Raw genomic sequence first — 21678 nt, forward strand, 5'->3', positions numbered from 1 at the left:
ATATTAAAATAATTATATATCAATCTAATTATTTTAATATAAGGTAATAATTATATAATTATCGAAATGTTGTGATTTACTTTGCGAAAACATAATGTTTTAATAAGGGCACAAGATGTTAGTTACATTTTAGGACATATAAAATCAAGATTACCTTCGTATATGTCTTTTATGTAACTGCTTAGGGAATACGTTTATAGTAGGGCAATATGTACAAATATTTCTAATCTATATTTAGATTCCCATAATGAACATCTTAGGAACGATATATAACGATTAATAGTTGTAAGGCTGGATTTCATATAAATAAAAATTAAACCTTTAAAATTTAGTCCAACTATTTTATCAAAAAACACCAATTAATAGGAGGAGTTACCATGAAAAAAACGTTAGTCGCAGGGTTATTAGTTACAGCAGTATCTACAAGTTGCTTCTTACCTGTAAATACTTTTGCAGAAAGTAAAACAACTTATTCACAACTAACAAGTAGTCAAAATCAAGTTGCTATGAATAGGTTATCAGATTCGATTAAGACATTAGGATCACAGACGCCATTAATTCAAGGATATGGGCTAATCATATTAAAGCAACCAAACCTTGCAGTAACTGCTATACCTGGAATAACAACTGATCAAGGTACTGCAAGAAACCATGTTCAAGACTGGCTGGATACATATAATCCAAAACTATTCAATGTAAATCAAGACATGCAGGATTTTGGGACAAGATTTACAAATTATTATGATATATTGGTTGAACTAGCTGAAAAAATGAATGACGATTCGCAAGCAAAAGAAGACTTTGTAAGTACTTTTAATGCACTTCAAGATCAAATGCAAGCAATTCAGTATGATATGAAAGGAACTTCAGTAGACTTAAACAATTATAAAAATGACTTGGTTGAAGATAGTAAGAGCTTTTCTAGTAAAGTTAGCAGAGCGCTTGAACTTTATAAGAGTTCAAGCGGAGAAATTGAAAAAGCAAGAACGGAAATTAGACAACTTGATGAAAGCATTCAAGATGATTATACAAAACTTCTAGCTCTACCAAAAGAAAATGTAAAAGGTTCTATAAATATTGGAAAGACGGTTATTGATATTTCGATAGACGCAGGTAAGGAGCAAACTTTAGACACGTCTAATTTGGAAGTGATTTATAACCAATTTGGACAAGTCCAAAATGATGAAGTAACAAAACTGAATAATGATGTTCGTAAGAAGCAACAACAAAAAATTCTATTGCTACAAAAATTATCGAAAATTGAAGTGCAAGCAACTCAAATGACACTTATTGACCAACAGTTAAATAACTTTACAAGAGTAGTTAAAAAGCAAATTGAGAGTTTTGACAAGCTAGTAAGTAGTTGGGACATCTTTAATGACACAATGATTCAAATGAAGAGAAGTCTTAGTACTGATGCGAAAATAGATTCTAATGCATTACAAGCACAATTAAAAGAACTCAAAACGTTTACGGATGAATTGAATAAACAAACAACGGAATATGAAAATAGTGTTACAAACATAAAAGTAACAGAGGCAAAATAGTAGAATGAAGAAAAAAATTCTTAATAATATAATATAAGGAGATATGAATATTATGAAAAAACCTTATAAAGTAATGGCTTTATCTACATTAATTGCAACAATCGCAGCAGGTAGTATTACGCCATCATATGCCTCGGCGGCGGAAAATACAACAAAACCAGCACCTATTTATGCAGATGCAGAAAATAACTACCCTGAGTATTTACTTGGACCAGAAGGGCTTAAAGATGCGATAGAGAAAACTGGATCCAATATGTTGGTAATGGACCTGTATGCTTTAACTATTGTTAAACAAGCAAATGTTAATTTTGATGGTGTAACTGTAATTAACAATGATTTACAAACAAGCATTAAGGACAACCACGATGCTTCTAGAAAAAATGCAAAGCAATGGTTAGATGGTTTGAAACCGCAAATAATCCAGACGAATCAAAATATTATCAATTATAATACACAATTTCAAAATTATTATGATGTTTTGGTAGAAGCTGCAAATAATAAAGACAAAGAAACACTAAAAGCTGTTCTTACAAGTTTAGATGATAGTATTTCAGAGAATAAAGGTGCAGTTGACAAGTTAGTGCAAGATTTGAAAGCCTTTCGCGGCAAATTAGAACTGGATACACAAAATTTAAAAACTGATGCTAACAAAATCACAGATATTTTATCTGGTCAAGATGCTGGAATTCCATTGATGCAGAAACAAATCGAAACAAATCAAACAGTAATTGATGAGAATAACAAAGTTTATATTGGATCGTCGGTTGCAACTGCTCTCGGTGCATACTTAACTGCTACAATTGTCTTTGCCCCTATTGGTGCAGGTGCATTAGGAGGCGGGATATACGGAGTTACTACATCGCAGCAGCAGATAAAGACAGCACAAGAAGAGATTAAAAAGCTAACAGAAAATATTTCAACCGCGAAACAACAGGTAGTTAAGTTAACGGTCTTGAAAAATAATACTAATAATTTAACAGAAACAATTGATGCAGCTATTACTGCCCTTGAAAATGTAAAGAATCAGTGGCAGACAATGGGGGCAAAATATAAATCATTGAATGACAATGTTGACAGAATTAACCCAGACAAGCTTGCTGCTATTATAAAAGCAGATCTGAAGATAGCTAAAGGTAGCTGGGAACAGGTTAACAAGTATGCTGAAAATATTCAAAAGAGTGAGATTTCATTCGTAGAAGAGAAAAAATAATATTACTTCAAGAAGTTTCCGAAGTAATGAAAAATATAATATACTGACTTTCCCTTTTGAAGAACACATAATGTGAGTCTCCTGTTCAAGTTTGAACAGGAGATTTCCTATATAGTTATGAAACTTGATAAAGATTATAGAATAAGAAAGTATGAAAACCCCTATTTTAAAATGTTGTTTTATTTGCAATGATTGTAATTCATTTGAAGTAAAGAATAGAAGCTTATAAATTTAATAAAATACGTGATACATTTGAGAGAATAGGTGAAAAAGGTGAATAAAAAATTGTATAAGAAGGTTATTTTATCAACGATCATTACTGGAATGGCAGCGAGTAATGTAATCCCACTTCATACTTTTGCAGCAGAACAAGCTGTACAAAATAGTGTGTCCCAACAGCAAGAAGATAGTAAGAGCTATGATTTGGGTCCTGATAAATATAAAGAAGTAATGGAGAAAATGGGGGCAAATATCCTTACAATGGATTCATATGCTCAAACAATCCGTAATCAACAACAGACAGATTTAAGTAAAATAAGTTCTATAAATGGTGATTTCAAAGCAAACATGATTAAGCATCAAAAGGATGCGCAAACGAATGCAACATATTGGTTAGATAATCTAAAGCCTGATATTATGAAAACGATTCAGAATAGTGTAAGTTATAATGATACCTTTCAAGCGAGTTATGATCAATTACTAGCTGCTATAGATAAAAAAGATATAGTGACATTTAAATTTAGACTGGTGAGGTTATATCGTAGTATTTTGGACAATAGTCAAGAAGTGGATGGACTACTAGAAAAGTTGATAACATTCCGAAATGAAATGGCTGAAGATACAAGAAGTTTTAAAGCAGATTCCAATCAATTGAAGTCTATTTTAGAAAGTACGAACGCCGGTATTCCACTTTTACAACAACAAATCGATAATTTTAATAATATAATTAAACAAAATTATGATAATCGTGGTGGCTATATAGCTTTATCTGTATTTATGCCTCCAGTTGGTATACCATTGATTGTCACTGCTGACAAGAATATCGCATCTGCACAACAAGAAATAGAACAATTAAAGTCCAGAATTTCTGGAGCAGAGGCAGAATTAGTTATTTTGACAGATGCCAAAAATAAAACGGAACATATGACTGAAACAATTGATACAGCTATTACTGCTCTTCAAAATATATCGAATCAGTGGCATACAATCGGAGCAAAATATGATTCTTTACTAAAAAATCTTGACAAAATTAATCCAGACCGTCTTGCTTTATTAAAAACAGATTTGAAGATAGCGAAGGATAGCTGGCAGGACCTTAAAAATTATGCAGATAAATTATATGAAGGTGCTAAGATTGTACAAAATGGAGAGATTGTCCAAATAGGACAACCACAAATAAGACAACCACAATTAGGACCGGATTGCACCTGAATACATGTAAATAATATTAAAAACATACAACCTTGTATTTGTTGGTAAGGTTGTATTTTTCTTTTATAGAGATGTACTACTTCAGGTACCGTCAATATTTTTTATCTTCAAACATAGCTGTTAGTTCTGATCGAGCTTGATCTAAACCTAAGTGACAACGAGTTGTGAAACGCTGATTGTATGTTTCAAATTGTGAAACAAGGAATCTTTCTACCAATTCTTCATTAGGAAATTGTTCTTTGCGCTTCTTTCCCCTACTTTTTTCTTGTTATATAAAAACTATATAGTAAACATGAAATCGAAAAAGTTAGACGGAACATCCTTTTAGAGGCTGAATTTCCCTTCAACTAATTCCTACATAATATAAGTAAAAAAGAGATAAGAACACTATTATTAGTGCAGTATCTCTTTTCGAATATGTATTGCATATCCCATGTAAAATTACCACATATTTTACTGGGACTTACAGATTGCTCTTCAACAAAAATTACACCTTATTTTTTGTGAAAATAGACTCCATCTTTTCGGCGTATAACGAATTACAGAATATATTAACGGTTTCATAAAATTGGACCTCAATTTTCTCATATCTTTATGTGTTACAAAACTTTGCAGCACAATCTCATTTTTCGCTTTACTAATTTCAAACTTTTTTAGTTGATAGATGTGAGACTACTATTTTAGTAATTTGACAAAAAAAGTCGAAAAATAGCTAAAATTGTCTAATTTTGATTGCTATACGACCTGTTCGATGTTAAATTCGATGTAATAAGAAAAAAGGAAATGGGTTCGTTCCATTCCCATATCCTATCTTTCGTAATTATTTAGTATGAACACGGATGGAGATTTCTTTCTTCGGGTATGTTTTATATTTATCAAACTCTAGAAGGCTTACGAGTACTTATTTCTTAATTTTCAAAAAATAAAACCGACAGGAAATCGAAATCAATTACATTCATTCATCGAAAGGACTTTAATGGAACTAATTGAAAAGGAAAGGATGATTTATATGAAGAAAAGGAATAATTTTATGTTCCAAAAACCGATGAAAGTACTTGCGACATCTGCTATTTTGGCAACTACACTATTTACACCTACTATAACAAATAGCTTAACAGTTCAAGCTGAAACGGTTGCTGCACAGACTACAAACCAATATGAACAGAGGGATTTTGAACTTCCAGGTACAGGAAGTTTTAGTAGTGAAGCAAAAAGAGAAAGAAGAAGTGAGCAAAAAAGCTATATGCCAACAGGAATCTATGTAAAACCGAATGAACAAGTTACAATTGAAGTATCGGGAACGCAAAAGATTAGAGCGATTATTGGGACGCATCAATATGATAAAGAATGGGGAAAAGAAGTTAATCTATCTCCTGGTTCTAATACCATCTCCTCTCCAAACGGTGGTTTATTAGGATTTGATAACCCACAAGATACAGGAACAGTTAAGGTGAAAGTAACACAAGGCGGAAGCCCTGTTCCATTCTTTGAACTAGGGAAGCATACGAAAGAAGACTGGATTGCGATGATGAACAAGTATCCAGATGCACATGCGGTACAATTGAAATCGGAAAAAGCAGTACTTACTGTCACTCGTGATAGTGCCCAGAAATATATTGTGGATCAAGATCCTGTTCCTCTATTAGAAAAATATGATGAAATGATTCGAGCACAAGATAAGATATCAGGATTATCTGAAACAGAACCGAATCCTTTACATCGTTCGACTCGACGCATTTGGGCTTTTGTAGAAAATCCTAACAAACCAGATTGGGGCATGTATGCCTCTCTTGATGGAGCCGTATTTACTACTGCTGGTAACGCAATTGAAAGTGCTTTAGATGTAAATAAATTTGGATGGGGACAAATGCATGAGGCGGGACATGCAAGGCAACAATCCCCATGGACGTGGAGCGATTTTAGAGGTATGGGGGAAGTAACTGTTAATCTATATTCTTTAGCTGCACAAAAGCGATTATTCCCAAATCAGCCAACACGTTTAGAAAAAAATAAGGATTACGAAAAAGCCTTTACATACTTAAAACAAACAGATAAAGAATATAAAAATATTGATGACTTATTTGTGAAACTTGTAATGATTTGGCAACTTCAATTAGCATATGGTGAAGATTTTTATCCAAATCTTCATAAACTATATCGAGAGTCACCAGAGGATCTACTTCCAAAAACGGATGAAGATAAAATACAAGCATTTATTTACAATACATCGAAAGTAGCGAAACAAAATTTACTACCATTTTTTGATCAATGGGGACTGAAAGCATCGCAAGAAACGCGGCAAAAAATAGAAGCTTTGAACTATCCGATATTAACCGCGCCTATTTGGGAAGCCACTGATTCTAAACCTGTTATTGTAGAAGAAAACGAAGAAACTCCAAATATGGAACCGAAATTAACAGTACCTGTTGGAGCAACAATTAATGTAGGTGATTCATTCGACCCAATGTCAGGAGTGTCTGCTACTGATAAAGAAGAGGGAGACCTTACTTCTAAAGTAACAGTTGACGGTAAAGTAGATACTACTAAACCGGGAACGTATGTTTTAACTTACACAGTTAAAGACTCTAAAGGTCATAAAGTAACTGCAAAACAAACAGTAACGGTTAAAGAGAAAGAAGAAACAAAAGATGAAGCGCCAGTACTAAAAGTACCTTCAGAAACGACAATTACTGAAGGAGATAAATTCGATCCAATGAAAGATGTAAGTGCTACGGATAAAGAAGATGGTGATATTACGTCGGAAGTAAAATATGAAGGTAATGTAGATACAAATACACCTGGCACTTACACGATTACATACACAGTTAAAGATTCTGCAGGTCATTTGGCAACTCAAACACAAACTATAACAGTTAAAGAAAAACCTGCTGAAGACAAAGAGCCAGAGTTAACAGTACCGGAGGAAACAGTATTAACAGTTGGTGATCAATTCGACCCAATGAGTGGGGTTAAAGCTATCGATAAAGAAGATGGTGATCTTACTTCTAAAGTAACATATAGCGGAGACCAAGGTACTGATAAAGAGGGTACTTACAAAATCAAGTATGTTGTGGAGGATTCTAAAGGTCATCGAGTAATTAAATTACGTACTGTAATTGTTAAAGCGGCAGAAAAACCTTCGGAAGACCAAGCTCCGGTGTTAAAAGTACTATTTACAACTACGTTACATGTAGGAGATACGTTTGACCCAATGTCAGGAGTGTCTGCTACCGATAAAGAAGATGGCAATTTAACAAGCAAAGTCAAATATAAAGGTAAAGTAGATACTACTAAACCGGGTAAATACATTGTAGAGTATTCGGTTGTCGATTCTAAAGGGGTTAATGCAACAGCTACACAGACTGTAATTGTAGAAGAAAGCGGAGAAACTCCAGATATGGAACCGAAATTAACAGTACCTGTTGGAGCAACAATGAATGTAGGTGATCAATTCGACCCAATGTCAGGAGTGTCTGCTACTGATAAAGAAGAGGGAGATCTTACTTCTAAAGTAACAGTTGACGGTAAAGTAGATACTACTAAACCGGGAACGTATGTTTTAACTTACACAGTTAAAGATTCTGCAGGTCATTTGGCAACTCAAACACAAACTGTAACAGTTAAAGAAAAAGAAAAACCGGTTGAAATTCAAGGGCCTGAGTTAACTGTACCTTCAGAAACTACAGTAACAGTTGGAGATAAATTCGATCCAATGTCTGGGGTTAAAGCTATTGATAAAGAAGATGGCGATATTACTGATAAAGCAATACAATTTGGTGAAGTAGATACATCTAAAACTGGTACTTACGAAGTAAAATTCCTTGTTCGTGACTCCGGTGGTAATGAGGTAACTACAATACAAAAAGTGGTTGTGAAAGATAAAGACAATGGTAATAACAATACCAACAACGGTAATGGTGCTGATAATGGCAGTACTGGTACTAAAAACAGCAATGGCTCTGATACTGGTAACAGTAATATCTCAATCAATAGTACTTCTGATAAAAAAGAAGATACATATAAAGAGCTTCCAAAAACGGGTGCAAGTACAAATAACAGTGCAGCATTGGGCATATTGATGGTTCTTGCAGGTATGGTAATTATTTTTGGTCGCAAATTTAAAAGGTACTAAAATAATTGTGACTCAGTGCAGTGAATAAAAAGACATCTTCAAATTAATCTGTACCCTTTGTAAAGGACATTTTTTAAAAAAGTTAGGCAACATCAAGAAGATGATTTCTGTATCCTGATATGATCCCCTTATAGTAGACAGGTGAAAGAAAGTTACTTTACTGTTTATTATGGAGGGGATTTTTTATGGAGAAAATTAGAAGAACTTTTTCAATTGATTTTAAAATGAAAGCTATTGAATTGTACTTACATAGAGGAATTGGAAGCAAGCTAATTGGAAAGGAATTAGGAGTTACATATTCAGTTGTAGATAGATGGATTAAGAAATATAAAAATGAGGGTATTCTGGGCCTACAAGAAAAACGTGGAAGATCTAAACAAACAAATGAAATAAGTCAAGATGCTAGAATACAACGATTAGAAGCGGAAAATGCATACTTAAAAAAGCTATTAGATACGAAAAGGGGGATGAGATCAAAAAAAGTAAATCAGTAGAATATGAGGTCATTCATACCTTAAAACAAAATTTTTCAATTGTATTGCTTTGTGAAATTGCAGGTGTTTCAAGAAGTGGATATTATAAGTGGGAAAAAAGAATCAACAATCCCTCTGAAAAGATGAAAGAGGACCAATTTATCATGTCTAAAATAGGAGAATGCGAACGAGATCCAGATATAAATGGTAGCTATGGTTACCGAAGAATTTGTATATGGCTCAAAAAGTATTATGGTTTACAGGTAAATCACAAAAGAGTATATCGTTTAATGAGGAGAATGGGGCTACAAGCTAAGATTCGAAAGAAAAAGTGGCGGCATTTTGGTTTGAAAGAACAATACATCGTGTCGGAAAATCTGTTAAACAGAGAGTTTTCAGCTACAAGGCCAAATGAAAAATGGGTTACAGATATAACCTATCTTACCTTTAATAATAAGCGCATATATCTTTCAGTGATACTAGACCTTTACAATAACGAAGTTGTGGCCTACCAAATGAGCGAATACAACAATTTGAAATTAGTTACAGATACAGTCAATAAAGCCTTAAGAAAAAGAAAAGCCCACGAAACAGTATTACATAGCGACCGAGGTTATCAGTATACGTCAAAAAAATATAACCAATTACTTAAAAAGCACAAAATAACTGTGAGTATGTCTAGAAAGGGAAATTGTTACGATAATGCATGTATAGAGAGCTTTTTTAGTCATTTTAAGGCAGAATGCTTTTATAGACATAACTTTTATGAAAAGACAGAAGTTTTTAAGGCTACTAAAAGATATATAAGCTATTACAATAACAAAAGATTTCAAAAAAGATTAAACAACCTTAGTCCTATTGAATTTGGAACTAAGGCTGCTTAATGAAAAGGCACCTAATCTATTACTGTCTACTTGACAGGGGTAAGACCAAATGATTATAGTACGTCATATATTTCTTAATCTCTTGTTTTAATTCAATAAAAGACTCGCAAGGTTTTATATGTGCTTCATCTTTCAGATGACCAAAAAACGATTCTTGTGGGGCGTTATCCCAACAGTTTCCTCTTCTTGACATGGATTGTCCAAGATTTAGCTATTTAACTAGCTTTTGATAGGTAGGACTTGTGTAGTGGGCTCCTTGATCTGAATGAATATATGCACCTTCAGTCAATCGAATCCTCTGATTCTTTTTTAGTTTATGAAGGGTTGTCGTTACGAGGTCTAATGTCATCTGTTCTGAAACATGGTAAGCTAAAATTTCATTGGTTGAGCCATCTAAAATTGTAGACAAATAGACTCTTTTATTCTTACCGTAAACTAAATAGGTGATATCTGTAAGAAGTGTTTTTCCTGGGGTGTTTTGTTTAAATTCTCGATTTAATCGATTCGGTACTACTCGATGTTCTTTTGTCGCTTTCAGCATTCTTTTATAAGGATTCGCTTTACGAACCGGACAGACAATCTCATATTTCTTCATGATTCTACGGATACGCTTTAAATTGTAGACAACTTGAAACTGACCCGCCAATGTCATCTTTATTTGACGAGCCCCTTTCTTTCTATTTCTAAATCGAAGTGCTTTTAATATGGTTTCTTTCACGATTTCATCTCGATCGCTCTTTTGTTTCCGTTGTTCTTGAGATGAAATCGAAAAATAATTATAGTATCCCGAACGGGATACACCAGCTACTTTACACAAATGACTGACCATATTTCTTAAGTTGTATTTTATGATGACAGAACGAATCAAGATGAATTTCTGACTAGATGGTAACGTTATTTCCTTCTCATCCTCCCTTCCATAAGTTTGATTTTTTTTAACAATTCATTTTCCGCCTTTAGTAAGTTTCGTTCGGCTTCTAAACGGGCATACTTCTCTTCTAACGTAAGCTCTCTCTCAAGAGTTCTTCCAGCGTTTTCGGTGCGTGTATCCCGCAAACCAAATACACCATTTTTTCTATAAGCAGCACGCCATCTACTTCCTGATGACATAACTCTTTTCATTCCAATCACATCTATATCAAAGCCACATTCTTCAAAAATATTTCGAGGTAGCTTTCCTTTTTCATTTTCCTCAATAAAAATACGCTTAAATTCCTCTGTATAAGTGATACCTTTCTGACTTACAGATTTTACGTATGGGTTACTCGATAAAATTTGAATTTCTCTTTCTGTAAATAGCTTTTTTGTCATTTTGAACATTCTCCGATCCCAATTTTCCTCTTATTATACAAGAAATACCCTATAGAATAGACTTTTCTTAAGTGTCTATTCTATAGGGTACATTTTAAATTAATAGTTGTCTTTTTGTGTAATAAAATTCACAAAATCTGAAGATATACAAACGACTAGAATACGTTATGGTTATTATTATAACAAAGATGAAGAGTATTGAGAATAAAAAGAATGTTATAATGAGCTTTGAGCTTTTTGTTAACAAAGTTTCGAAAATAAACTTTTTATAAAGGTTTCCTTTGAATATGATTATTGTATTTCGAGGGTTTCCTTATAAACCTTAGCTATATATTTTACAAAATCAATGACGGGATAGTGTATGAGTGAACGGTGCTGCGTAAAACAAATTCCTTCTTTTTCCATTTTGGAAATGAGTTGTTCAATTTTCAACTCTTTTTGTTGTATCCTATTATAATTTTGGTATACAATATTTTTCCATTGATAGGAGGAACCGTGAAAATAACTTTCTCCTTTTACCCTGTGACTAAATATTATTTCTATTTTTTCTCTACGTTGCTTTTCCTTCATATGCGCTTCCGTTGACTGCATGTTTATCGCCTCTTCCCTTTGTGCACGGTCTAACCGTGTAAATAACCCCATCATAGCCAATGTACAGTGATCTTGTTGGGAATTGTCGTTTAAGGCTATCTCATCAACTGTATATATTTTTCAAGCGCTTAATCTAGCATCTTGGATCTTACATCTAAATAAGTTGTTAGTCTGTATAACATACCATTACTCTTTTCAGTTTTTGCTACCAATAACAAAATTAGAAAGTAGTGAAAACGCAGGAAAGATTAATTGTTTATCAATCTTTATTATAAAACGATTCTTTATGGGCATGCACCTTTTTACAATCACCAAGATTTACAACATGACGAGTATCTTCATCCATGAATGTTATTCTCTATTTACTGATGATCGTTTTTTTATCTAGGCTAAGCAACATACCGTATGCCTCAGAACCCCTTTTATAAAAAAGGACAATATATGTAACGGTTCCCCTTTTGATTTGAAAAAATCATATAAAAATATAGTGCTCTTAAAGAGTTTTGTTACAAATTTGTTATGTTTGACTTAAAAAAAGGAAAGTAATATTTATTTGTAGAAAATTTTTAAGGATAAAAATGAATGTAAAAATAGAATGACTATCTATGATAAGAAAAGGGGGCACTTATATATGCTAACAAATGATTTAGATTTCCGATTAGAACCACGTTTAAAAGAACTGTATGAACAACATAAAATAAGAGCGCAGAAGATAGACTGGGGTTATCATGAGTTTTTACCATGGGATAAGGGAATGGACTTTAAAAGAGTTCCTTGGGATGAAAGTCAAGTTACTCTTCCTTCTGGTGTAATTACGGCCATTGAAACAGCTTTATTAACAGAAGTGAATTTACCATGGTTTACAACGTATTTATCTGCGACTTTTAAAGGGTCCCTTTCTGTTATTACAGACTTTATTCATACTTGGACTTCAGAAGAGGATCAACATTCGAATTTATTGGAGACATATTTACTACTCACTCGAAGTGTGAATCCCAAACGATTACATGAATTAAGAAAGTCAGTCGTTGAGGGGGGATTTGAGCCCGATTTTCACACACCAATCGAAGCAATGACGTATACGACGCTACAAGAACTTGCAACGATGGTGTTTTACAATAATGTAGCTAAGGTTGCAAGTAAGCATGATCCAGATCTTGCTACATTATTACGCCGTCTTGCAAAAGATGAAACTCTTCATTATGCATTTTATCGAGACGTCATTCGAACACATTTGGAATTGGAACCTAATTATTGCTATCATATTGCCAATGTGATTATGAATTTTAAAATGCCAGGTGCTGTCATGCCTGATTTTGAAAATCGAATGGCTGTGATTGCAAAAGAAGCTAACTATGGGCCACTACAATATTTTGATCAAGTACTTGATGTAGTGGTTGATTATTGGGGGTTAAAAGACTTACGACCAATTGCACCTCTAGCTGAAAAAGCAAGAATTGAGATTTTGGAGTACCACACAAGATTGAAAAAAATACGGGATCGATTTGGTCGTTTTCAAGGGGAAACTGATCTACGTTAATGAGTAGAGGTTTCAGAATATACGCGGGGAAATTCCCCTTCCCTTTATTGGAAATCTGACACGCTCCCAATTGTTTTGGTGCTGTTTTTATTTAATTTGATTTTTAAAGAAAAAGTAGTTGACACCAAAAATAATTTTATGATATTATAAAATATTTGATAAAAAATCACATATATGTTAAGGTTAAGAAGGTTACCATATATGGAGGTGGATTATATGTTTCAAATTGGCGATAACATTGTTTATCCAATGCACGGAGCAGGTATAATTGAAGCCATAGAAGAAAAAGAATTCTCAGGGAAAAAACAACAGTATTATGTCATAAAAATGTCAATCAGTAATATGCAAGTCATGATTCCTATGGGTAAAATATTAAGTTCGAGTATACGCCCAGTTACTGATATACTTGCATTAAAACACATTATACACATTTTTCAGCATGGAGAATCAGATAGATTACTGCCGTGGAAACAAAGGTATAAAGTGAACACGGACAAAATAAAAACGGGTGAAATACAAGAAGGTGCTGAAGTTGTACGTGATTTAATGCGTATGAAGAAAGAAAAAGCACTTAATACAAGCGAAAAAAAAATGTTGGATAACGCACATGAATTTTTGATTAGTGAACTAGGATTAATTAAAGGGATCACTGAAAATCAAATAAAAAGTTTCGGTTAAGGTTCATTATAGATAATGTATTACATCCCCTGAAAATATCCTGAATTTTTCGGGAATATGATTATTATTAAAAATAAATCATTTCAAAGACATTCAACTTCTTCAACTCACTTTTAGAGTAGGAACCTCTTTTGTTATTACTTCAATCTAATCCATTTTTATTTTTACATTTCTTTTACGAACGTTCGAAGTTTCATCAAATAACTCGATTAAATAGTCACTTGATTTTTGCAATCCTGATTCACACTGGCACGGACAAGGAGCCGTAAGGATGAAAGAGAGGTAGGGCTTTCATTGTTTTAGGTAATATACTATCTAAGTCATTATTTCTAGAAGAAAAAACAATCAATCTCACCGCTATCTTTAAGAGTTTCTTACATCTATTGAGACAGTGAATAGTAATTGTTTATCTTCTTTACGTAAAATTGATAAACGAACTGGTAACACCATATGGTCAACTACAAAAAATGGTTTCCAGACCAGGAAACCATTTTAAATTTCATTTACATAACAATAGTAAATTAAGCAGTAAGAAGGAGTGCACACATGAAAAAAATGTTAACAAAAGAATTAAGTAATGAATTAAAGAAGCGGGAAGGGATCATTTCTATTACGGTTGAGCCTTATGAAAAAATCGAAGTTGGTGGAATTCGTGTAGATGGACCAGCTGTTATTCTAATTAATCAAGAATAGCTAAAAATAGTTGAATGAACGAAGAAAAGGATCAGCCTTTACGAGAAGGGAAGATCCTTTTTGTTTGCTACAGCTAATATGGGATATACATAACTTTTATCTGATGTGTTGGGGTTAAAAGGAAGGAGAGGGTCGGGATTATCATGGTGGAAAGCTTAATATTGGTAGGATTTCTTTTTACGTTATATAAATTAGTTGATAAAAAAACAAACTAATTATTTAAAACGATATATTGTTTCCTTTTTAAGGGCAAGATTTATTTGAGAGTGAAATGGATAATTTAAAGGAGGAATTTAGATGGATGCAAGGAAAGAACGCATAAAATACGAGAAGATGTCAAAGAATTATGATCGTATTTATTTAGTTTCGTTTATCCTATTAATTGTACTTGTTTGTAGTAGTGTGATTATCATAGGAGCTACAGGAGGAAAATATGGAGTGTTTTTATTGTTAGCAATTTTACTTAACGCACGTATTACGAAAGAATCTCAGAAAAAGTATGAGCAGTATGCTAACAAAGGGCGTATTTAAAATGACACATGTCTTGAAAAGAACAACCTGAATGTACATTCAAAATATCCATATATCATCACCTATTAACTAGTAAAAGTAACTTTATATAAATAATTTTTTAGCAATTTAGAAATAGAAACCGTACCTTATTAAAATGTTATTTCCGTTCCTATAATGAATTATCCTTCTAGCATATTTATAAGATTTATATCATATATTAGGAGAAAGAATGCAAGTTAGAAAGGAGTCTTATAGAATGAGTTATTCGGAAAGAAATGACTTGAGTGAACAACATATGGTAAGTACACCCAATCCCTACGTATATCAGACATTACAATCAGTAATTGGTAAACATGTGGTTATTGAAACTGTAAGAGGTAATGTAAGAGGAAAGTTAAAAGATGTGAAACCAGATCATTTGGTCATTGAAGATACGGTGCCATATATTGTACGCATTCAACAAATTGTATGGATTATGCCAAAACAATAATCAAATTACATCTAATTTAATTTATAACAGATCGGCGTCATAGACGACCCAATAAAAACACAGGGTTTTATCTCTGTGTTTCTTCAAGTTTTCGTTTTTGAATATATGCTTGAGCATGAATAATTTCTTTCTGAAGCTCTTTTAATTCTTTCATAGATTCTGATTCAATAGCCATGTAAGTAGTAACTAAACTGATCATCATATCCATCTTCTCTACTATATTTTGAATGACCTGTTCAGATTGCTCTTTTTTAGGGTGTTGTATTGCTATTAATACATTTTCTATATAATTGTTCTTTCTTTGCTGGATATCATTAATAAACTGTTTTGTGTTTGAGTTCATTTGTTTTTCCTCCGTTTTGCATATACTTCTATTCTATCATATTTGAATAGAAAATATTGGATCCCCCTAAATTCACATCTGTCTCGTACATCTCCTCAAATATACAAACTAATTCCTTAACGTACAGAGAACTAATCGAAATGTGTCATTTTTATGTCTAAACGTATAATTTTCTTTTTTTGATATGGTGACCCCATGTCCATCAACTTAAAAATTTTATAGCACCCCAAAATAAAAAATTGTACCTTTTCACCTGGAGATGCCAATTTTCTCGTTTTGGGGTATTTGCTTTTCTTAGCTTGATTGTGATGGGGCGGAACCCCTATTAAAGACATTTCCACTTCTAAAATAGAAGGTACTTGCAATTTCAGTACGAATTCCAGTTGAATTCGTGTTACTTAATCGTTCCCATCCCGCCAATTTTAATCTTAACCTTGACGTTTACATCGCCCTTTGCTAATTCATTATTCCATTTATTTTGGACTTTTTTCCATTCTGGATATGTGTAAGTTCTTGCATATCCTCCAAGCCCAATAGGGTCGATTTTGGCAGTTTGCATTTTTTGTATTAATTGCTTGAAATCAGCTTCCAGCTTAGTTTCAATCGCTTTTTGTAATTTTACTGCGTCCTTTTTTGTATTAAACGAAAAAAGCCGTTCTGTAATACCGATTCTCATCTTTACATCTACATTAAATATAAAATGATTATCATAGCTTGCCTTTGTCTTTACTTTAATACCATTGGCAGTAAAACTTATCCAATCTTTATCTTGGCTATCCGACTTTAGCTTAATTGGAATTGTGAATGGAAACTCACCTGTAGTTCTTTGTTGCAAAATGCGTAATAGTTTGGTTTCATCAGATTTTAGCGTTAATTTATACTTTCCTTTTTCATCCAATAAAGCTGTACCTGTCACCCATATTTTATTCTTTTTTTTCACCTCAGTAATATTTGCTGTTACCCCTTTGTCTGCTCTTTGTTCATATAGTTCTTGAAGAGTTGTTTTTACTGTGATATTTCTTAAAGAAGCGGTATCAACTAGTTTTGTTAAATATATAGGAAGCCGCGGCTTATCTTTTGGGCTATAGAAGATGACGTCCGAAACAGGTCCATCTACAGCGACAACCCTTGCGGTAACTGTATTTTTGGGATCTCGGTAAAATGGATCGAGGTGATTTTCCCAGTTTTTTCGTTTCAGTAGCCTTTTTCCAACTAAAATAACCTGTGTTTTACTTCCCGCGGTAAGCGCCATAACCGTAGCATCAAATTGCTCTCTAGATTTTCGAACCGTAGCAGATTTCACACCAGTAGTTTCTTCTTTTATCTTTGCTTCTTTATTGAAAACAGGGCTAGATATATACACTAATAAATTATCATTACGATCTAAATCAATACCAAGAACAAGAGTAAGAGAAACATCTTCAACATTTGTTTGATCAAAGCATCCAGTCATCATGAACACCGATAATAAAATACAACATAGTACTTTTCTTTTCAATGTATCCTCCCCTGGCGAAACTTCTCATATAGACAGCAGTACAGCCATAAAATGATAGGTAATATATAGGTTAATCCTAATCCAGCATTCGAAAATACCTGTTGCCAAATTTCGGCTTCATTCCAACTAGGATGAGTCCAAAATATGATGCCGATAATGAGCAATAAGAGAACAACTACATGAGAGCTATGATCTTGTTTTCCAAGTAATTGGCTTGAACAAAATACAGAACAGTATAGGGCAGGAATCCATGATGTGGAAACAATGGTTAAGTAAACAGCCAATAAAATCATGTCAAAACGTTCTAAAAAACGAAATTCAATTACTTTCACTAAATTTAGTACCGGTTGATTATATTGCGTAATGCTATCAGGGCTAAAATAAGCAAAACAAACAATAGTAGTAAATAAATAAAATAACATCGTTAATGTGTTTGCAATAACCATTCCATGGACTGCATACTGTTTTTTTTGTAAAAAAGGATATAAAAAGAAAGCAATATCAAACCCTAAATAAGCAAAAATAGTGTTCGGTACAGCCGTTAATACAGGTTTCCATCCTTCTTTTAATAGCGGAAAGAAGGGCATCCAACTTCCGTTCTCTTTAAGCGGTATCAAAAAAAACAACGGAATCCAAAGCGCCATATAAAAAAAAAGTTCGGAGTATCGCCCTATAATACGAGGACCGTTACGCGCAACAAAAAAGGTAGGAATCGAAAACAAAAAGATAACGATATAGTCAGGCGTTTTCGGAAGAAGCCATCCCTTAAGAAAAAGCATAGCGTTTACAAGAACGATACAAGTATAAAAAGCGAAGTACATCATGTAAATAACAACGAATGCTTTCCCTACTATTTTTCCAAACAATCGTATAAGAATGTCATAAATCGTGTCCTCGGGATATCTTGCAGCAGTTTTCACGATAAAAACACCTGATATTGTGGAGAATATCCAACCAATCAATATAGCTATCCATCCATCTGTTCCAGCGTTTTCTGCAAGCACGCGCGGAAGTGATAAAACGCCAGTGGCCACCTGCATTCCATTGATTAAAACAATATACTGCATAAGAGTGATGTCATTATAGGCATACTTTTTCATGATTTCACCTTTTATTAGGATTCTTTCCTTGTCGAATAGATTGAATGGTTCCATTACCCTTAGGACTCCTTCTTATTGCCCATAAAGGAAAGCGTAAAAAAGCATCTTTCATATCTGCAAAGCGAAACGGTGCTAATGGCGTTCCGTAAGGAGTACCTAGCGATTCAAGACTGATTAGATGTCCAATTAAAGTCATCCACCCGATAACAAGTCCAACAATTCCAAATAAGGCAGCTGCTAGCATCATCGGAAAGCGTAAAAGTCTTACTGCCGCTCCCATATCATAATTAGGGATAACAAAAGAAGAGATGGCTGTAATAGCAACAACAATAATCATAATGTTGCTTACAATTCCCGCCTGAACAGCCGCCTGTCCAATGACAATACCACCTACAACTCCAACTGTCTGACCGATCGGAGTAGGTATCCGTAAAGCCCCTTCTCTCATCGTTTCCAATGTTATTTCCATAAGTAATGCTTCCATAACTGGAGAAAAGGGTACGCGCGTTCTTGATTCTGCAATAGATAAATACAGCTCTACAGGAATAACTTCAAAATTAAAGGAAATAAAAGCAACATAACTCGCAGGCAAAAATAAAGCAATTATAAAGGAGATAAAACGAAGCATCCGAATAGACGAAGCAACTAGCCACCTTGTACCGTAATCATCCACTCCTTGAAAAAAGGAAATAAAATTTGTTGGAGCAATTAACACATTAGGCGAATGATCCATTACAGTTACAAATCTGCCCTGTAGAATGTGAGATACTGCCAAATCAGGTCTTTCAGTTAATATAAATTGTGGAAACGGTGAGTACGGGTTATCTTCAATGAATTCTATAAGTTCCCCATTACTAGCAACAGCGTCGACTGTAATATTATGAATCCGTGTTTCTAATTCCTTCAGCACATCTTCAGAAGCTACATCTTTCAAATATAAAATAGAAATCCTCGTTTTGCTTCGTACACCAATTACTATTTCTTTTACCGTTAATTCACGATGAGGAATATACCTTCGAATCATTGCGATATTTTGATTTCTAATTTCTGTAAATCCTTGATGCGCACCTTTTAGAGCTATTTCGTTATGAGCGTCTTCAACATTTCTTTGTGGCCATCCTTTCGTATCCAATTGATGTGCTGTTGTTCGACTGTGGATTAATAAAACACTATCTCCTCCAAAAATAGCATTTTCAATCTGACTCCACGTATTAATAATTTTGATTTGTCCTAATGGAATTGGAAGTTCCGTATTGGTATCAAAATCACTATTCATCAAAGGACTTAGAACATGATTTTGAATCAATTCTTTATCTGTTAATCCAGACAAATATACTAAAGCGGCTTCTAATCCATCTGCTTTTATTTGAAACCGGCGAATCACTAAATCAGGTGCTTGACGAAATATATTCTGAATATCAGCTATGTTTTTCGATAAATCAGCGCCTAAGAGGGAGTCTTCAATATTTTTTTTCTGAAAATGAGTATTGTCTCGTATTGAAAATGACTTAGGATTGTCTCTATATTTTAAACGCTTCAAAAATTTAGCCATGATTCCCTCACTTTCTATGTACCTTTTATAGTACGTTTAGTATGCATATAGTAAGAAAAAATATCCTAATAACCAGCGAGGTAACATGAGAATTATTACTGTAAAGTTTTTGGGGCATATTTGGGGTCACTATACATCACCATCAAGTTAAGATAAATTTGTATCCATATAGCGAAAAAATCGCTATTCTTTTTGTAGAAATATGCAGAAAGGATGGCATTTTTTATGAATCTTTCGATTCAAGATGAACTCCAATTATTTGCTGAGGAATTATATCAATATTTTACTCCTTCATTTTTAGAAGAGCTTGCTAGAGAGTTAGATTTTGTTCAACGAAAGCGCAAATTTTCAGGACATGACTTAGCCACTATTTGTGTTTGGATGAGTCAACGGATAGCGAGTGATTCTTTAGTTAGACTGTGTAGTCAACTACATGCAGCTACAGGAACTCTTATTAGTCCAGAAGGACTAAATAAACGGTTCAATAAAAAAGCTGTTTGTTTTTTAAAACATGTTTTCTCTGCATTATTAAAAAATAAAGTTTATGAAACTTCAGTGATTCCAAGTTCTTCACTAACCCATTTTCAACGAATTCACATTTTAGATGCAACGATTTTTCAAGTGCCAAAACACTTAGCTAGTGTGTATCCCGGTTCGGGTGGTTGTGCACAAACAGTAGGTATAAAGATTCAATTGGAATATGATTTACATAGTGGGCAGTTTTTAAATTTTCAAGTTGAACCAGGGAAGAATAATGATAAAACCTTTGGAACAGAATGTTTAGCGACATTACGGCCTGGCGACCTTTGTATTCGAGATTTGGGTTATTATTCACTGGACGATTTAGATCAAATGGACCAACGTGGGGTATATTATATATTGCGGCTGAAATTAAATAATATGGTGTATATCAAAAATGAGTTTCCTGAATACTTTCGAAATGGGACAGTAAAAAAACAGTCTCAGTACATCAAAGTTGATTTAGAACACATTATAATACCTTAAAACCAGGACAGGTCTATGAAATAACAGATGCTTATATTGGAAAGGATAAAAAACTATTTACACGCGTTATTATATATCGATTAACTGAAAAACAACTTCGAGAACGTAAAAAAAAACAAGTGTATACCGAAAGTAAAAAGGGTATTACGTACTCAGAGAAAAGCAAACGATTAGCTGGTATGAACATTTATGTTACCAATACACCTTTGGAATGGGTTCCGATGGAACAAATACATGATTTTTATTCCCTCCGCTGGCAGATTGAAATTATCTTTAAAACTTGGAAATCCTTATTTCAAATTCATGATTGGCACAATATCAAACGAGAGCGATTAGAATGCAACATTTATGGAAAACTCATCGCTATTTTTTTATGTTCTTCTAGGCGTCCCACCCCATGCCCATCAACCTAAGGTTTTGGTGTCCCCCCACAACGATAAAAATAAACTTGGTTGCCATAAAAAACATCACGTTTTCATTCTGAAAGCATTATAGAAGTTTAACCTAATGATTATATAGCAGGTACTAATTATTAAAGAAAAAATGCAATCGGATTAATCGCTACATTAATAAAGATAATTCAAATAAAAAAACACCTTTCATTAATATGAAGTGAACTGAAGTGAACCCGAATAGTGGTACATGAAAAAAACACCTCCTGAATTCGCATACTAAGTATGCAAATTC

Annotated in this window: 16 protein-coding genes and 3 pseudogenes; 12 read left to right on the top strand and 7 right to left on the bottom strand. The window is 33.5% G+C overall.

The features are described from left to right. Positions 1-377: 377 nt before the first annotated feature. The 3 genes from nheA (at position 378) to nheC (ending at position 4188) form a co-directional block, all read left to right on the top strand. Complete coding sequence (gene nheA, locus V7038_RS15040) at positions 378-1547, top strand: non-hemolytic enterotoxin subunit A (protein ID WP_335470717.1); 1170 nt, start codon at positions 378-380, stop codon at positions 1545-1547. Positions 1548-1599: 52 nt separating this feature from the next. Beyond that, the gene (nheB, locus tag V7038_RS15045; RefSeq protein ID WP_335470719.1) at positions 1600-2757 is read left to right on the top strand and encodes a non-hemolytic enterotoxin subunit B; all 1158 of its coding nucleotides are present in this window, start codon (positions 1600-1602) and stop codon (positions 2755-2757) included. Positions 2758-3030: 273 nt separating this feature from the next. Then, on the top strand, positions 3031-4188 hold the full coding sequence (nheC, locus tag V7038_RS15050) for a non-hemolytic enterotoxin subunit C (RefSeq protein ID WP_335470766.1): 1158 nt from the start codon (positions 3031-3033) through the stop codon (positions 4186-4188). A gap of 91 nt (positions 4189-4279) precedes the next feature. Here nheC and V7038_RS15055 read toward each other — a convergent pair. Next, positions 4280-4435: pseudogene (locus V7038_RS15055) on the bottom strand (IS256 family transposase); the annotation flags it as partial. Between the two features lie 729 nt (positions 4436-5164). Here V7038_RS15055 and V7038_RS15060 point away from each other — a divergent pair. The 3 genes from V7038_RS15060 to V7038_RS15070 all read left to right on the top strand — a co-directional run bounded on the left by V7038_RS15060 (position 5165) and on the right by V7038_RS15070 (position 9677). Continuing rightward, positions 5165-8320, top strand: a complete 3156-nt coding sequence (locus V7038_RS15060; protein ID WP_335470721.1) for an immunoglobulin-like domain-containing protein — start codon at positions 5165-5167, stop codon at positions 8318-8320. Positions 8321-8505: 185 nt separating this feature from the next. Continuing rightward, the gene (locus V7038_RS15065; RefSeq protein WP_002107162.1) at positions 8506-8814 is read left to right on the top strand and encodes a helix-turn-helix domain-containing protein; all 309 of its coding nucleotides are present in this window, start codon (positions 8506-8508) and stop codon (positions 8812-8814) included. Next, positions 8793-9677, top strand: coding sequence for an IS3 family transposase (locus V7038_RS15070; RefSeq protein WP_335470769.1), 885 nt, complete (start codon positions 8793-8795; stop codon positions 9675-9677). Before V7038_RS15065 ends, V7038_RS15070 begins: the two co-directional genes overlap by 22 nt. A gap of 49 nt (positions 9678-9726) precedes the next feature. On the opposite strand, the pseudogene V7038_RS15075 reads toward V7038_RS15070, so the two are convergent. Together V7038_RS15075 and V7038_RS15080 are read right to left on the bottom strand one after the other, a co-directional pair. Continuing rightward, positions 9727-10997, bottom strand: a pseudogene (locus tag V7038_RS15075) (IS3 family transposase); the annotation flags it as partial. 282 nt (positions 10998-11279) lie between these two features. Next, positions 11280-11579, bottom strand: a complete 300-nt coding sequence (locus V7038_RS15080) for a hypothetical protein (protein ID WP_002107158.1) — start codon at positions 11577-11579, stop codon at positions 11280-11282. A 631-nt stretch (positions 11580-12210) separates the two neighbouring features. Here V7038_RS15080 and V7038_RS15085 point away from each other — a divergent pair. The 5 genes from V7038_RS15085 (at position 12211) to V7038_RS15105 (ending at position 15493) form a co-directional block, all read left to right on the top strand. Then, a complete protein-coding gene (locus V7038_RS15085) occupies positions 12211-13119 on the top strand; it encodes an acyl-ACP desaturase (protein ID WP_070141143.1) in 909 nt (302 codons plus the stop codon). A 216-nt stretch (positions 13120-13335) separates the two neighbouring features. Next, the gene (locus V7038_RS15090; protein ID WP_002149222.1) at positions 13336-13797 is read left to right on the top strand and encodes a CarD family transcriptional regulator; all 462 of its coding nucleotides are present in this window, start codon (positions 13336-13338) and stop codon (positions 13795-13797) included. Positions 13798-14343: 546 nt separating this feature from the next. Next, a complete protein-coding gene (locus tag V7038_RS15095; RefSeq protein ID WP_000738547.1) occupies positions 14344-14490 on the top strand; it encodes a BC1881 family protein in 147 nt (48 codons plus the stop codon). A gap of 297 nt (positions 14491-14787) precedes the next feature. After that, on the top strand, positions 14788-15021 hold the full coding sequence (locus V7038_RS15100; protein ID WP_000340033.1) for a hypothetical protein: 234 nt from the start codon (positions 14788-14790) through the stop codon (positions 15019-15021). Positions 15022-15259: 238 nt separating this feature from the next. Next, positions 15260-15493, top strand: coding sequence for a YuzF family protein (locus V7038_RS15105; RefSeq protein WP_335470725.1), 234 nt, complete (start codon positions 15260-15262; stop codon positions 15491-15493). A gap of 67 nt (positions 15494-15560) precedes the next feature. Here the strand turns inward: V7038_RS15105 and V7038_RS15110 are convergent, their stop codons facing one another. The 4 genes from V7038_RS15110 to V7038_RS15125 form a co-directional block, all read right to left on the bottom strand. Beyond that, on the bottom strand, positions 15561-15836 hold the full coding sequence (locus V7038_RS15110; protein WP_002107154.1) for a hypothetical protein: 276 nt from the start codon (positions 15834-15836) through the stop codon (positions 15561-15563). 394 nt (positions 15837-16230) lie between these two features. Then, a complete protein-coding gene (locus tag V7038_RS15115) occupies positions 16231-17334 on the bottom strand; it encodes a Ger(x)C family spore germination protein (RefSeq protein WP_335470728.1) in 1104 nt (367 codons plus the stop codon). Next, entirely contained in the window at positions 17331-18434 is a 1104-nt protein-coding gene (locus V7038_RS15120) for a GerAB/ArcD/ProY family transporter (protein WP_335470730.1), read from the bottom strand. Before V7038_RS15120 ends, V7038_RS15115 begins: the two co-directional genes overlap by 4 nt. Before the next feature lie 4 nt (positions 18435-18438). After that, a complete protein-coding gene (locus V7038_RS15125; RefSeq protein ID WP_335470733.1) occupies positions 18439-19986 on the bottom strand; it encodes a spore germination protein in 1548 nt (515 codons plus the stop codon). A 225-nt stretch (positions 19987-20211) separates the two neighbouring features. Between V7038_RS15125 and V7038_RS15130 the strand changes: the two are divergent. Further along, a pseudogene (locus V7038_RS15130) lies at positions 20212-21374 on the top strand (IS4 family transposase); the annotation flags it as partial. Between the last annotated feature and the right edge of the window lie 304 nt (positions 21375-21678).

Origin of the sequence: Bacillus sp. JJ783 (assembly GCF_036963225.1) — a bacterium.
GTDB lineage: Bacteria > Bacillota > Bacilli > Bacillales > Bacillaceae_G > Bacillus_A > Bacillus_A cereus_U.

Excerpts from the sequence above, each read along its gene's own strand:
- V7038_RS15085 (WP_070141143.1), top strand. The coding sequence starts at position 12,211 with ATGCTAACAAATGATTTAGATTTCCGATTAGAACCACGTTTAAAAGAA.
- V7038_RS15065 (WP_002107162.1), top strand. The coding sequence starts at position 8,506 with ATGGAGAAAATTAGAAGAACTTTTTCAATTGATTTTAAAATGAAAGCT.
- V7038_RS15080 (WP_002107158.1), bottom strand. The coding sequence starts at position 11,579 with ATGCAGTCAACGGAAGCGCATATGAAGGAAAAGCAACGTAGAGAAAAA.
- V7038_RS15105 (WP_335470725.1), top strand. The coding sequence starts at position 15,260 with ATGAGTTATTCGGAAAGAAATGACTTGAGTGAACAACATATGGTAAGT.
- V7038_RS15060 (WP_335470721.1), top strand. The coding sequence starts at position 5,165 with ATGGAACTAATTGAAAAGGAAAGGATGATTTATATGAAGAAAAGGAAT.
- V7038_RS15110 (WP_002107154.1), bottom strand. The coding sequence starts at position 15,836 with ATGAACTCAAACACAAAACAGTTTATTAATGATATCCAGCAAAGAAAG.
- V7038_RS15095 (WP_000738547.1), top strand. The coding sequence starts at position 14,344 with ATGAAAAAAATGTTAACAAAAGAATTAAGTAATGAATTAAAGAAGCGG.
- nheB (WP_335470719.1), top strand. The coding sequence starts at position 1,600 with ATGAAAAAACCTTATAAAGTAATGGCTTTATCTACATTAATTGCAACA.
- V7038_RS15125 (WP_335470733.1), bottom strand. The coding sequence starts at position 19,986 with ATGGCTAAATTTTTGAAGCGTTTAAAATATAGAGACAATCCTAAGTCA.
- V7038_RS15100 (WP_000340033.1), top strand. The coding sequence starts at position 14,788 with ATGGATGCAAGGAAAGAACGCATAAAATACGAGAAGATGTCAAAGAAT.
- V7038_RS15090 (WP_002149222.1), top strand. The coding sequence starts at position 13,336 with ATGTTTCAAATTGGCGATAACATTGTTTATCCAATGCACGGAGCAGGT.
- V7038_RS15120 (WP_335470730.1), bottom strand. The coding sequence starts at position 18,434 with ATGAAAAAGTATGCCTATAATGACATCACTCTTATGCAGTATATTGTT.
- nheA (WP_335470717.1), top strand. The coding sequence starts at position 378 with ATGAAAAAAACGTTAGTCGCAGGGTTATTAGTTACAGCAGTATCTACA.